Annotated in this window: 13 protein-coding genes; 7 read left to right on the forward strand and 6 right to left on the reverse strand. The window is 32.9% G+C overall.

The annotated features are described in order from the left end of the window. Positions 1–20: 20 nt before the first annotated feature. The gene (gene uxaC / locus Q0K76_RS02025; protein ID WP_294610483.1) at positions 21–1,430 is read right to left on the reverse strand and encodes a glucuronate isomerase; all 1,410 of its coding nucleotides are present in this window, start codon (positions 1,428–1,430) and stop codon (positions 21–23) included. Between the two features lie 14 nt (positions 1,431–1,444). Beyond that, positions 1,445–2,917, reverse strand: coding sequence for a fructuronate reductase (locus Q0K76_RS02030; protein ID WP_294610486.1), 1,473 nt, complete (start codon positions 2,915–2,917; stop codon positions 1,445–1,447). A gap of 274 nt (positions 2,918–3,191) precedes the next feature. Between Q0K76_RS02030 and Q0K76_RS02035 the strand changes: the two genes are divergently transcribed. Together Q0K76_RS02035 and uxuA are read left to right on the forward strand one after the other, a co-directional pair. Next, positions 3,192–3,953 (forward strand): GntR family transcriptional regulator, encoded by a 762-nt coding sequence (locus Q0K76_RS02035; RefSeq protein ID WP_294610489.1) that lies wholly within the window; start codon positions 3,192–3,194, stop codon positions 3,951–3,953. A gap of 79 nt (positions 3,954–4,032) precedes the next feature. Beyond that, positions 4,033–5,214 carry a mannonate dehydratase gene (uxuA, locus tag Q0K76_RS02040; RefSeq protein WP_294610492.1) on the forward strand — a complete coding sequence of 394 codons (1,182 nt, stop codon included), beginning with the start codon at positions 4,033–4,035 and terminating at the stop codon, positions 5,212–5,214. Between the two features lie 240 nt (positions 5,215–5,454). Here uxuA and Q0K76_RS02045 read toward each other — a convergent pair whose 3' ends face one another. Continuing rightward, a complete protein-coding gene (locus Q0K76_RS02045; RefSeq protein WP_294610494.1) occupies positions 5,455–6,753 on the reverse strand; it encodes an MFS transporter in 1,299 nt (432 codons plus the stop codon). A gap of 567 nt (positions 6,754–7,320) precedes the next feature. Between Q0K76_RS02045 and Q0K76_RS02050 the strand changes: the two genes are divergently transcribed. Further along, positions 7,321–7,749 (forward strand): DUF3597 domain-containing protein, encoded by a 429-nt coding sequence (locus Q0K76_RS02050; RefSeq protein WP_294610496.1) that lies wholly within the window; start codon positions 7,321–7,323, stop codon positions 7,747–7,749. 104 nt (positions 7,750–7,853) lie between these two features. Here Q0K76_RS02050 and pth read toward each other — a convergent pair whose 3' ends face one another. Then, positions 7,854–8,438 carry an aminoacyl-tRNA hydrolase gene (gene pth / locus Q0K76_RS02055; RefSeq protein WP_294610499.1) on the reverse strand — a complete coding sequence of 195 codons (585 nt, stop codon included), beginning with the start codon at positions 8,436–8,438 and terminating at the stop codon, positions 7,854–7,856. Positions 8,439–8,510: 72 nt separating this feature from the next. Continuing rightward, the gene (locus Q0K76_RS02060; RefSeq protein WP_294610501.1) at positions 8,511–9,458 is read right to left on the reverse strand and encodes a ribose-phosphate pyrophosphokinase; all 948 of its coding nucleotides are present in this window, start codon (positions 9,456–9,458) and stop codon (positions 8,511–8,513) included. A gap of 254 nt (positions 9,459–9,712) precedes the next feature. Between Q0K76_RS02060 and trmB the strand changes: the two genes are divergently transcribed. The 4 genes from trmB (at position 9,713) to Q0K76_RS02080 (ending at position 12,888) form a co-directional block, all read left to right on the forward strand. Then, complete coding sequence (gene trmB / locus Q0K76_RS02065) at positions 9,713–10,414, forward strand: tRNA (guanosine(46)-N7)-methyltransferase TrmB (RefSeq protein ID WP_294610504.1); 702 nt, start codon at positions 9,713–9,715, stop codon at positions 10,412–10,414. An 18-nt stretch (positions 10,415–10,432) separates the two neighbouring features. Continuing rightward, on the forward strand, positions 10,433–11,164 hold the full coding sequence (nfsA, locus tag Q0K76_RS02070; protein WP_294610507.1) for an oxygen-insensitive NADPH nitroreductase: 732 nt from the start codon (positions 10,433–10,435) through the stop codon (positions 11,162–11,164). Next, positions 11,164–12,318, forward strand: a complete 1,155-nt coding sequence (locus Q0K76_RS02075; protein ID WP_294610510.1) for a histidine-type phosphatase — start codon at positions 11,164–11,166, stop codon at positions 12,316–12,318. The genes nfsA and Q0K76_RS02075 overlap by 1 nt, the downstream gene beginning before the upstream one ends. 207 nt (positions 12,319–12,525) lie before the next feature. Further along, complete coding sequence (locus Q0K76_RS02080) at positions 12,526–12,888, forward strand: hypothetical protein (protein ID WP_294610513.1); 363 nt, start codon at positions 12,526–12,528, stop codon at positions 12,886–12,888. Positions 12,889–13,348: 460 nt separating this feature from the next. Here the strand turns inward: Q0K76_RS02080 and Q0K76_RS02085 are convergent, their stop codons facing one another. Then, entirely contained in the window at positions 13,349–13,795 is a 447-nt protein-coding gene (locus tag Q0K76_RS02085; RefSeq protein ID WP_294610516.1) for a hypothetical protein, read from the reverse strand. Positions 13,796–14,106: the final 311 nt, after the last annotated feature.

Consider the following 14,106-nt stretch of genomic DNA (forward strand, 5'->3'; position numbering starts at 1 on the left):
TAAATATATACCGACACTCGTTATTTATTTGGAAAATAACGGCTAGCATTATTGAAACAAATATCTTGAATCATTTTTCCCACCATATCAAAATCCGCAGGGATTTCGCCGTTTTCCATCCAATTTGCAATCATATTGCACAAAATCCGTCTAAAGTACTCATGCCTTGTGAATGATAAAAAACTACGTGAATCTGTGAGCATTCCGACAAATTGACTTAATAACCCCATTTGCGATAACTGCATAAGTTGCCGTTCCATACCATCTTTCTGATCATTGAACCACCAACCTGAACCAAATTGAATTTTTCCGCTTATTCCCGAACCTTGAAAATTACCAGCCATTGTGGCTAAAACTTCATTATCGCTTGGATTTAAACAATATAAGATAGTTTTTGGTAATTGATCAGTTAAATCTAAAATACCTAGTAGAGCAGAAAGTGGTTCTGCAATCGGTCTGTCACCAATTGAATCAAACCCAGCATCAGCACCCAATATCTTAAACATTCTTTGATTATTATTTCGTAATGCACCTAAATGTAATTGCATAACCCAATTACGTTTATGATATTGCTTACCTAGCCATACCAGCACAGCCGTACTGAACTGGGCAATTTCAAGTTCAGAAAGAGTTTGATTATTCAGACGTTTAGTTAATATATTATCAAGTTGTTTTTCAGGTGGAATGGCAGCATAGCGTAATATTTCAATACCATGATCAGATGCTTCACAGCCATGGTATGCAAAATAGTCTAAACGTTTAGATAGTGCATGAAGTAGTTTTTCAAAACTAGTGATCTCAATATCAGTAACCTTACCTAATTGATCAATATAGTTCACAAAACCAGATAACTCTATTTTAAAGACTTTATCTGGTCGCCAACTAGGCCTTACTTTAATTAAAAAAGTGTCATCCAGATGGATTTGTTTATGATATTCCAGTGAATCAATTGGGTCATCAGTTGTACCAACCGCTTTCACATTCATTTGTTTTAAAATACCTCGAGTTGAAAATTCAGCTGTAGCTAATTTTTCATTCGCCTGATGCCAAATGGTCTCAGCCGTTTTTTCATTAAATAAGATATTTTTTATACCAAATGGACGTCTTAATTCTAAATGTGTCCAATGATAAATTGGATTACCGAGTGTTAAAGGTACAACCTTCGCCCAAGTAAGATATTTTTCATAATCTGTCGCCTTACCGGTAATAAAATGTTCATCGATCCCCGCCGTTCGTAGTACTCGCCATTTATAATGGTCACCAGTTAACCATATTTCAGTTAAATTACTAAAATTCTTATTATCGGCGATATCTTTTACTGGTAAGTGGCAATGATAATCATAGATCGGTTGAGCTTGAGCATAATCAAAATAGAGTTTTTGAGCTGTTTGTGTCTGCAATAAGAAATTATCATCTAAAAAACTTTTCATTATTTCTTCATCCGTTATAAGCTAATTAATTCACAGATTGTTTGTTTAGCCCCTTTTTGCATCAAGCTAAGATAATGTTCAGTAATTGTTTGTTTAAACTGGGCATTGTTTGGCAAATCATCACCAAAAACCTGATCCAAACTCAATAATGCATTGACTCGGTCGATACCATCTTGAGTTGAATTAACCAAATCTTTCAATTTTTCATGCATAGGGTCACGAATTTCTATTGGTTGCTGATTATCATCAATGCCACCGACGTAACGCATCCAACCAGCAACACCAAGTGCCAGTAATGAAAAATTCGAATCATTTTTAATGTGCCAACGAATTGAATCTAACATTCTTTGTGGTAATTTTTGTGTACCATCCATAGCAATTTGCCATGTTTTATGTTGCAAGGCTGGGTTACTAAATCGTTCAATAAGTCTATCTGCATATTGTGGTAAATTTACATGGGCGGGGACATGAAGTGTTGGTGCTTGTTGGGTCATCATCAACTTAAGCGTTGCTTTTTTATAATTCTCATCATTCATGCAATCATTAATATGCTGATAACCGGCTAAATACCCTAAATAAGCTAAAAAGGAATGACTACCGTTTAGCATCCTAAGTTTCATCTCTTCATAAGGCACAACATCTTTTACAAACTCAGCCCCTACTTCATTCCAATTAGGACGGTTAGTGACAAAATTATCTTCAATAACCCATTGTATAAATGGTTCACAAGCAATACCACATGGATCGGTCATGCCACCTAGTATAGTTTGAATTTCATTAAGCGTTTCTGATGTGGCAGCAGGTACAATGCGATCTACCATTGTGCAGGGGAAAGTGGTATGAGTTTCAATCCAATCGGCTAATTTTTGATCTCGAACCTTAGCTAACCCTAAAATGGCTTTTTTTAAAACTAAACCATTTTCTGGAATATTATCGCAAGATAAAGCTGTAAATGATTGAAGACCTCGTTGCATTCTCCTATTTAGTGCTTCAACAATAACACCTGGAGCAGACATTGGCTTAGTTGGATTAGCTAGATCTGCTTTTATTAATCCATTATTGAGATCCAACCCAATACCGCCAGGTAACATACAATACCCTTTTTCTGTCACAGTGAGTGAAACAATTTCAACCACAGGATCTGCCATTTTTTCTAAAATGGCGTTAATACCTTCTGTCTGCACTAACATTGATTCTTTTACACTACCAATAATAAATGCTTCTTTTGACTTAGCACCTTTTTCAAGTACGGTATATAAATGATCTTGTCTACGCAATTCTTTTATTAATTCTTCACCGCCCACAATATTGACTTCACAAATAGCCCAATCACTATTACCACTAGCTAGTAACCGATCAGTAAGTAGTGCCTGATGAGCACGATGAAAAGCACCAAATCCTAAATGTACAATGCGCGAAACCATTGTTTCTCTGTTATATAGAGGTTTATTTTTAATTGTATGAGGAATATTTACTAAATTTAACATTTCATCCACCATGTTAAGTGTTTAACAATTTCTTTTGGTTTAACATGTTTTCACTTGTAGATAAATTTTTCACCTTTATTTTTTGTTTTTTGTGATAAATATCACATTTTTTGGTTTATTTTATATAAGTAACTAACAAAGGATCTATAATGCTAACTAATATTGGCATTCCAATTATGAAGAAAAATGAAATTTTTCATAATAGACTTCTTGAACTTGTATTAATTAGCATATAATTGCCTTAATTATTTATAAAAAAAGAGGATTATTTAGAATGCTAACCGTTAACCGGCTATATCAAGAAATTGGTAATGAGCTTAAATCATTATTAAAAAGTGGAACCTATAAAATTGGTGAACGGTTACCACCAGAAAGAGATATTGCAGAAGCATTTAATGTAAGCCGTACAGTGGTACGTGAAGCATTGATAATGTTAGAGCTGGAAAATTTAGTGGTAGTAAAAAAAGGATCTGGTGTTTATGTAATTGGTTTACCGGATGAAGTTTTATCTGAAAAAGATAAAAAAATAGAAGAAGATGATTTGGGTCCATTTGAATTATTACAAGCAAGGCAATTAATTGAAAGTAATATTGCTGCATTTGCAGCTTCACAAATAGTTAAAGCTGACATTATTGAACTCAGAGCAATACTGGAACAAGAACGCCAAATGTTAGAACAAGGAATGCTTGATGATTATAGTGCCGATGAAATGTTTCATATTGCTATTGCTAGAGCGACCAAAAATTCAGTACTCGAAGGTTTACTAGCTGACTTATGGCAAAAACGTTCAGCTAGTAAAATGTGGGATCAATTACACAATCGTATTACTGATCATAGTTATCGTAAAAAGTGGTTATATGATCATGAAAAAATATTACAAGCATTACAAGTTAAAGATGCAAAAACTGCACGTCATGCCATGTGGCAACATTTAGAAAATGTTAAACAGACATTAATGGAAGTTTCAGATAGTGAAGATCCGAATTTTGATGGTTATTTATTCGAGTCTATACCGGTTGCAATTGTCAACCAATAAATAGCAAAAGGAATATCAATATTATTTGTGAATTTTGCTTCAAATAACACTGTAAGTAAATTTTGTTAAGGAGAGTTAGATGGAACAAACAATGCGTTGGTTTGGGCCGAGTGACCCAGTATCATTAGACGACATAAAACAAGCTGGAGCAACAGGAATTGTTACCGCTTTGCATCATATTCCAAATGGTGAGATTTGGACAATTAGTGAAATTCAAAAACGAAAAAAAATGATTGAAGCGAAAGGATTAATATGGTCAGTTGTCGAGAGCATTCCTGTTCATGAAGAAATAAAAACGCATTCAGGAAATGTTGAGCAGCATATTGCAAATTATCAACAATCCATCCGTAATTTGGCAGCTTGTGGCATTGATACCATCTGTTACAATTTTATGCCGGTTCTAGATTGGACACGTACTGATCTGGCTTATGAATTACCTGATGGTTCAAGAGCATTGCGTTTTGATCAAGTTGCTTTTGCCGCTTTTGATATTCATCTGTTACAACGACCTAACGCTGAAAAAGATTATTCTGCCGAAGATATAACGTCTGCTAAAAAATATTTTGAACAAATGACACAAGCCGATAAAGATAAGCTTATAGCAAATATCATTGCCGGTTTACCTGGCGCCGAGGAAGGTTATTCACTTGCGCAATTTAGAGCACACCTTGCAACTTACGATGGTATTGATAAAGCTCAATTACGTGAAAACTATGCTTATTTTTTAAAAGCTATTGTTCCTGTTGCTGAAGAGGTTGGAGCCTTATTAACAGTCCATCCTGACGATCCTCCTCGCCCAATTTTAGGTTTACCACGTATTGTTTCGACTATTGAAGATATGCAATGGATTAAAGAGACTGTTGATAGTATTCATAACGGTTTTTGTTTCTGTACTGGTTCTTATGGTGTTCGTAGTGATAATGATCTAGCTATGATGGCAGAAAAATTTGCTGACCGTGTGCATTTTATTCATTTACGAGCAACAGTGCGAGAAGATAATCCATTATCTTTCCATGAAGGTGATCATCTTGCAGGTGATGTTGATATGTATGCAGTAATTAAAGCTTTAGTTAGTGAAGAAGAGCGACGTAAAAAAGCAGGAATTAAACGTTCAATTCCAGTTCGTCCAGATCATGGGCATCAAATGTTAGATGATCTGAAAAAAAGAACCAATCCAGGCTATTCGGCAATTGGTCGTTTACGTGGCTTAGCCGAAATTCGTGGTGTGGAATATGCGATAAAACGAGCATTTTTCAAATAATATCAAAATTTAGTAATGTCTTTTCAAGATTATGCCCATTTAATGGGCTTTTTTTATTCTAATATTACCAAAGCTTGATAATAAAAAACATGATATTTTATCAACACCAAGTTAGTTCAGTTCTATTAAAAGATGTTTTATCAATGATTCGTCATTTTAATATTGCCAAAACTTGATAATAAAAAAGCATGGTATTTTTGTTAATACCATGCTAGTTAAGTTCTATTAAGTCATATTTTATTAATGCTTCATAGTATCATCAGTAAAACGTTTTTGATTACGTTGATATAATAATGAACACATAATAAGTGCGCCAACAATATCCAAAAAGCCCATTGTAATAAAGAAAGGTTTGAAACCAATAGAATTGACGAACTGTCCTACAATAATGGTAAATAAGAAACTAGCTATCCAAGCCGAGCTACCTCGTAAACCATTGACAGTTGAAACTTCTTTACCTTCAAAGTTTTCAATAACTTGGATTGTTAACATAGCAGATAACATTTGATGTCCCCATGCGCCAATAGCGATTAAAGCAATCGCTGCATAAGGGCTTTCGGTTAAACTAGCAAATGCCATTGACAACATAAAGAAAGCAGCACCTAAATAAGTTGTACAAGCAGCATTAATTCTTGATAATCCAAACCGTTTATTTAACATTCGAGAAAAATAACCCGAAGATAAACCACCAAAATCAGCAGCAAGAAATGGGATCCAAACAAACATTGCCATCTCTTTTAATTGCATTCCTCGTTCTGTCAATAAGTAATAGGGAACCCAAAAGTTTACCGCAGCCCAAGCAGGTTCCGCTAAAAATGCTGGAATTGCAATACCATAAAATCTCTTCTTTGATACAACTTTTTTAATCGCTATCAAGATGTTCTTATTTTGTTGTACCTCACCTTCATCTTGATCGGATAGTATGTATTTCTTTTCAGCTTCGCTTATGAAACGACTATTTGAAGGTTCATTAAAAAAGAATAGCCAGATTCCAGCCCAAATAACCCCTAAAGAACCAGGAATTAAAAATGCTAATTGCCAACCACCAATTTGGTGAATTGAATAAATCAACGGTGGTGCAATCATCGCACCTAAAGAGAAACCAACCATACTCCAACCATTAGCAATAGCTCGTTCTTTTTTAGGAAACCATGAACTAATAACTTTGGCATTTGCTGGTGCCACTACAGACTCTGCACCACCCATTACAAAACGTAAAATAGCTAAATGAATCCATGCCCCTGCCCCTGCATGCAGTAAACACATAACAGACCATATTACGACCATTATAGCGAAACCAATACGTAAACCAATTACATCAACAAACCATCCTACTATTGGCTGAAATATTGTATAAGCTAATTGGAAAGCGCCTGTAATGTATGAATATTCTTTTGCGGTTATACCTAAATCATTAATAATTTCTTTAGACATAATACCTAGTGCATTTCTATCGATATAATTAAGAATAACACCCGTTGCAAACAGAATAATCATTAACCAACGAACGTATCCTCCTGATTTTAATATGGCTTTCATAATAACCTCTAGTTGTAGTTAAATTTTTCTAAAATCTATTTGATCCAATTTTAATATTGGTAAACCAAATCCTACAACTAATTTACTTTCCAGTATTCCAAATTTAGTAGTTTTTGTGATACTGATCACATAAAAATTAATATTGGTATAATATATATAGTATGCCAATATTAATTAAATTTTAAAAAACACACACTGAAAAACATAGTATATATTTGAAGTTATATATTATTAACAGTTTTGATTATTATCATTAATAATTGGTAGCCTAATTTTATTAACTACTGTAGATTGATATCATATTTCCATATAATTTATTATTCTTAACGTTAATGGTTTCATACATTAATCAGCAATAAAATAATTTATTACTTCCATTTTTCGAAGCAAACTTACAATATTCTTCAATCCGAATGTTAAAATGAATAATTGTAAATACAAAAAGTGCTATCAAATAATAACTATTTTGACATTAATTACTTTTAAGATTTATACTGATAGAGATATTTTGTACATCTAAATCGTTAAGCAGTTTTAATAAGCAGTTTAAACATAAGAGGTGTAAATATGGGTATCTTAAATAACATTTTTTCTAAAATATTCCCAAACGCTCAAGCAGCAGTAGGGAATGTAGCTGGTGCAATGAAAGACAAATTTGACAACATAACAGGAAATGTCAAAGAAGCAACAAATAACCCAACTCAGAATCAACAGAATGGCGAAAATAAAGCACCACTTTCCGAAGTTGATGTGATGTCTATTTTAGATAATCTTGCTAAAAAGTATCCAGAATCGCTCAATTGGAAAACATCTATCGTCGATCTACTAAAGTTACTAGGGATAGACAATAGCCTAGATGCACGTAAAAAATTAGCTCAAGAATTGAATTATACTGGTAATACCGATGATACAGCATCAATGAATACCTGGCTAATAAAAGAAGTAATGAAAAAAATAGCAGAAAAAGGCGGTAATGTTACCCATCTTTTTTCTTAAATAAAGATAATCAAGTAAAATATAATCCACCAGATTATTAGGTGGATTTTTTATCTTTATATTGATTATACTTATTTTATCACTTCAATAACTAAATTAATAAACTACGCTTTAAAAGCGTGTAATTGATTCATCGATGCTTCAATACCTTGAGATATTAAGATATCCATGCAACTAATTGATTCATCAATTGCTTTGTCAATTAATTCTTGTTCAGGCTTAGAAGGTTTATTTAAAACATAACCAATAACTTTATTTTTATCTCCAGGGTGACCAATCCCAATTCTTAATCGGTAAAAATTAAGATTGTTACCTAATTTGTTGGCAATATCTTTTAAACCATTATGACCACCATGACTGCCACCAAATTTAAGTTTGGCAATACCAGGATTAAGATCTAACTCATCATGTGCAACTAAAATCTCTTCAGGTTTAATTTGATAGAACGTGGCCATTGCTTGCACAGCTTTACCACTTAAATTCATAAAAGTGGTTGGCACTAATAAATGAACATTTTGACCAGAAATATTGATTCGCGAACTATAACCAAAAAATTTAGGTTCATTTTTTAATGACTGATTGTATCGCATGGCAAGTAAATCGACAAACCAAGCGCCTGCATTATGACGTGTTGCTGCATATTCGCTTCCGGGATTGGCAAGTCCTACGATAAGTTTAATTGTTGTCATGGTTTGGTGAATAACTATTTAATAATTATTAGAGTGCCCCAAAAAAGGGGCATTAGCTAACTGAAAGAAAAATTAATAATGAAACATTGCAGAAATCGATTCTTCATTACTAATTCGACGAATTGCTTCTGCAAGCATTCCTGATAATGTTAATTGACGAACATTTTTTAATGCTTTCACTTCTGCTGAAAGTGGAATTGTATCGCAAACAATAACTTCATCAATTGCTGAATTTTGAATATTACTAACTGCGTTACCAGAAAAAATAGGATGAGTTGCATAGGCAAAGACTCGTTTTGCCCCTCGAGCTTTTAACGCATCTGCACCTTTACACAAAGTTCCTGCTGTATCAATCATATCATCAACCAAAATACAATCTCTATCTGCAATATCGCCAATAATATTCATTACTTCAGCTTCATTTGCACGTTGACGGCGTTTATCAATAATCGCCATGTCGGTATCATTAAGCAATTTAGCAATTGCACGTGCACGCACCACCCCACCTATATCGGGCGATACCACAATTGGTCGTTCAAAATCACGTTGTAGCATATCTTCTAAAATAACAGGGCTACCAAAAACATTATCAACTGGCACATCAAAAAAACCTTGAATCTGCTCAGCATGGAGATCAACTGTTAATACTCTATCTACACCAACTGTAGATAAAAAATCTGCTACAACTTTTGCGGTTATAGGTACACGAGCAGAACGCACTCGGCGATCTTGCCTTGCATAACCAAAATAAGGAATTACCGCTGTAATTCGACCGGCTGATGCTCTTCGCATTGCATCAATCATAACCAGTAATTCCATTAAATTATCATTAGTTGGGGCACAAGTTGATTGGATAATAAAAACATCTTCGCCGCGAACATTTTCATTTATTTGGACATTAACTTCTCCATCACTAAAACGACCAACAACGATATCTCCAAGAGAAGTATAAAGACGAGTAGCTATACGTTTTGCTAGTTCGGGTGTGGCGTTTCCAGCAAAAAGCTTCATATCAGGCACGAGAAATCCTCAAGCATGTTATTATGATTACTCATATGTAATCGGTTAAATCAGGGAAACAATTATATAATCATTTGTAGATCATCCTCAACTATTAATATAAAAATATATCTTAATTATTTTCTATATCACAATATTTAATAAAAAAATAAACAATAATATGTTTTTTGATGAACCTAGAAAATCTAGGTAAAATAGCTAATAATTATAAGTAACCAAACCCAATAAATTACATGACATAAGTAGATAAAGTAATGAATGAACAATTAAATAACAATAATCAAGAAGCAAAATCAAACAGAACTATTCGTAGTTTTGTCCTGCGCCAAGGTCGTTTAACAAAAGGACAAGAACAAGCTTTAACCACTTTATGGCCTATTTATGGTATTGCATACAATGCCAATTCACCTATCGGGTTTGAAGCAAATAGTCCTTTAACATTAGAAATTGGATTTGGTATGGGCGCTTCATTAGTTGAAATGGCTAAAAATGCACCTAATCGTAATTTTTTAGGTATTGAAGTTCATAAACCGGGGATTGGTGCTTGTTTAATGGCCATTGATGAGCAGAAATTATCTAATCTAAAAATAATGTGCCACGATGCAGTCGAAGTACTTGAAAATATGATCCCGAATCACTCACTCGATAAGGTACAAATCTTCTTTCCCGATCCTTGGCATAAAGCCAGGCATAATAAACGCCGAATTATTCAACCTAATTTTGTTGAACTCATTTGGCAAAAACTAGCACAAGGCGGTATATTACATTTAGCTACAGATTGGCAAAATTACGCTGAACATATGCTTGAAGTATTAAGACAAGCAGAAGGTTTTACTAATTTATCACCTACGGGCGATTATATTCCAAGACCTGACGATAGACCGATCACTAAATTTGAAAAACGCGGTCAAAGCTTAGGTCATGGCGTTTGGGATTTACAGTTTAAAAAGAAATAGTTACATCAAGGAGACATTATGCACAATGAAACCATTGATTTACTTTGTAAACATCGTTCTATTCGTAAATATCAGCAACAACCTTTAAAACTGGAACAAATAGAACTGATTCTTAAAGCTGCTCAATCAGTTTCAAGTTCTAATTTTCTCCAATGCTCGACGATCATCCGGATTACGGACATGATTAGACGTAAAAAATTAGCACACTATTCTGGAGATCAAAACTATATAACTCAAGCCCCTGAATTTTGGGTGTTTTGTGCTGATTTTAATAGACATTATCAGATCGAACCAGGTCTACAATTAGAAAAAGCAGAACAACTTTTATTAGGTTGTATAGACACGGCTATTATGGCGCAAAATGTAGTAGTGGCAGCAGAATCACTTGGATTAGGTGCGGTGTATATTGGTGGACTGCGCAATAATATTGATAAAGTGACTGAACTTCTGGCGATACCTAAATATGTTTTACCTCTTTTTGGGCTTTGTATTGGTTACCCAGACCCAGCAGATAATCCAGAAGTCAAACCGCGATTGCCCAAAGAATTAGTCATTTTTAAAAATCAATATCAACCAATAAACCGTAACTTATTAAAACAATATGATGAACAAATAAATAATTATTATCAACATCGTAGCACTAATCAAAAAGTCGGTGGTTGGAGTGATAAAATCGCCAAAATAATTAATCAAGAAAATCGCGATTTTATTTTGGCTTACCTACATAAACAAGGTTGGATCACAAAATAATGAATAATAATTATCAATTAAATAAAGTCGTTATACTAAGCCGTCATGGTATACGTACACCACTACATAATACGCTTGAGTTTCTTAATCAAGTAACACCGTTAACTTGGCCAAAATGGGATCACCCTTTTGGATATTTAACCACACGCGGAGGAACATTAGAAGCCTATTTAGGACACTATTTCTTGTTATGGCTTGAAAACAATAATATCAAATTATCGGTAGAAAACCCTGAATTATTCATTTATGCAAATAGTTTGCAAAGAACGGTTGCTACCGCACAATTTTTTATTACTGGTGCTTATGCAGGGCATGATATCCAAGTAAATCATAAATATCCGATTGAAAAAATGGATGCTATTTTTGATCCAAGTCTGCGCGAGGACTCATTTGAATTCATTCAAAAAATCCGCAACGATATTGATGAAGAAGATAAAACTAATTTTATTTTTGAGAGTTTAACTCCTGCTTATGAATTATTATCAGATATTTTAAACTACAAACAATCGAAGTTATATGCTCAATATCAATGTGATTTAGCCGATATTCCAGCTCAACTCCATTTGACTAAAAATGAAGAACCAGCTCTTCTAGGCCCACTGGCTATTGGTACGTCAGTTGCAGATGCTTTTTTATTGCAATATTACTCCGCTTTCGCTAAAGAACAAATCGCATGGGGGAAAATCAATAGTGAAGAACAATGGCAACAAATTGTTAATATTCGTAATCAATATATCAATTTACTATGCCACACAAAAACCTTAGCTAAACATATTGCAGCGCCCCTGATTAAAATGATCAATGATCTTATGCAAAATGAATCTTATAAATTCTGTTTTTTAGTTGGACATGATAGCAATGTTGCAGCACTACTCGGCGCATTACAATTTAAAACCTATACATTACCTGAGCAATTTGAACAAACACCAATAGGCGGGAAAGTCGTACTGCAACGTTTTATACATAAATTGTCTGGACAATATTTCTTTAAAGCAGAATATATATATCAATCTTTTGAACAACTTCATTCAGGACAAGCATTAAATTTGCAAAATCCACCACAGCATTTTCAGCTTGAGCTTGAAAATGCAACAAAGAATAGTGATGGCTTTTATGAATGGCAAGATTTCAAAAAACGTTTAGAGATGGAATAACCTAAAAAAATATTGTAGCCACCATTTTTTCCTGCTGATATTGAGCAGCGGAAAGTTTAATGCTTATTAAAGGGATTATATTTTTATTAATAATTAAATGGGTATACTTACATTCTTTTTCTCAAGCTTAAGTTGAACTGTTGGAATTAGAATATCAGTCTTATAACAAAACATACACATAAAGCTATTAATATACTTAAAACATCAATGAAAATAAAAAGAAGTTTGGCTGAAATACAATTGTTTATTAACAATAATGATGCAATAAATTTGATATCACTACTTAATAATCTTTTAGATTTAAAAGAGCCATTTTATCTTTTATGCTCATTAGAAGATAAGAAAGCAGTAAATGTGGTTTCATTTTATTGTTCATTATCATCTGATGATAATGATTATATAACATTAAATAAGACAAAATTAGAACTAAACATATCAATCGATACTATTAATCTATTTATTTATAAATTAAATTTATTTTTGGAAACAGGACATATCTCACCTCCCGAACTTTGTGAAATGACAAACAGAGATGGGAAAGGTATATATTTATCTTTAATTAATGCATAATTATTTATATATCATTGAACATAATCTTTTCTTATTGAAACCGTTATGCTGTAAAAGTACCAAATTTTGTATCGCAAAGTTAGTGGCAGAAATTAACGTTGCAGGCAATAGAATATTAATTGAGTTAATTACGCTTTATATTTAACCACATGGTTGGATTTGTATGCTATAAAAAAGTCAATATACTGAAAAATAGTTTAAATAAGAATGTCGATCATTTAATAAATTTCATCTTTTAAAAATACTCAAGATATTATGTGAATGGTTGATCTTGAAATTGTATTAAATAAAACTCATTTTCTAAATGAGAATGAAATGTGCAATCACTTAAAGGAAATATTTGTTCTTTGCAAATTATGCTTTTGGAATACCGAAATATTTTATTTAGATTTTATACCTTATGGAGTTAAACTAAATAGCTATCCAAAATATGGGGTGAGGACAAATTTAAAGTCCGTTATCATTTAGGTACAAGATTTTTATAACAATACCATTTATTGCTTGTTGTTATATTAAATGAATCATTATTATCAAAAATTTCAATAGTAAATTTACAACTCCCTTGCTTATTACTCAAACTAAATATTTTTCCACCAGTATATGCTTCACTTTCTAGGCGACTCCCTATTTTCCAATAAATATCCCATTGCATATGATTAGAAAAAAGCATGCTAAAATTAGGGCGTAGCTTGATAGTTTGATGAGGTGCGATAACCAGAGGTTTTTTTAGTTGAGATACTTCATCAGGTTCTGGTTCCGATTGGCTACTATTCCATTGCATATGGTATAAATATACTGTTTTATCTGTTGTGTTTTCAAAGATAATAATTGGTTTTAAGTTATTTATAATCACATAACCAAGTAATATAAAAAATGATAAAAAAATTATTTTTATATGTTTTTTCATTATATATATTCTCCATTAATCTTGATTATTTTAGGGCATAAACCTATGTATAGGCAGGCTAACACCATTGAATAATTTTTGATTTTAGTATTTGCAATACTTCTTCTATAAAGTCTAACCAATTTTAATGGTTGTCACATCATCAATAGGATCTTAAGTTTCTAATATATTGTATGTAACTATCCCATAAAATAGCCCAGCAAACACATAGATAGTTCTCTATGATAAAAGCAAAAGAGGATTTAAATATAAAAAAATGGCATAGCATCAAATTGTATCTATTTAAAAGAAGCAGGGAAACCAGTTAAGGA

It is taken from the genome of uncultured Gilliamella sp. (assembly GCA_945271295.1).
Taxonomy (GTDB): Bacteria; Pseudomonadota; Gammaproteobacteria; order Enterobacterales; family Orbaceae; genus Gilliamella.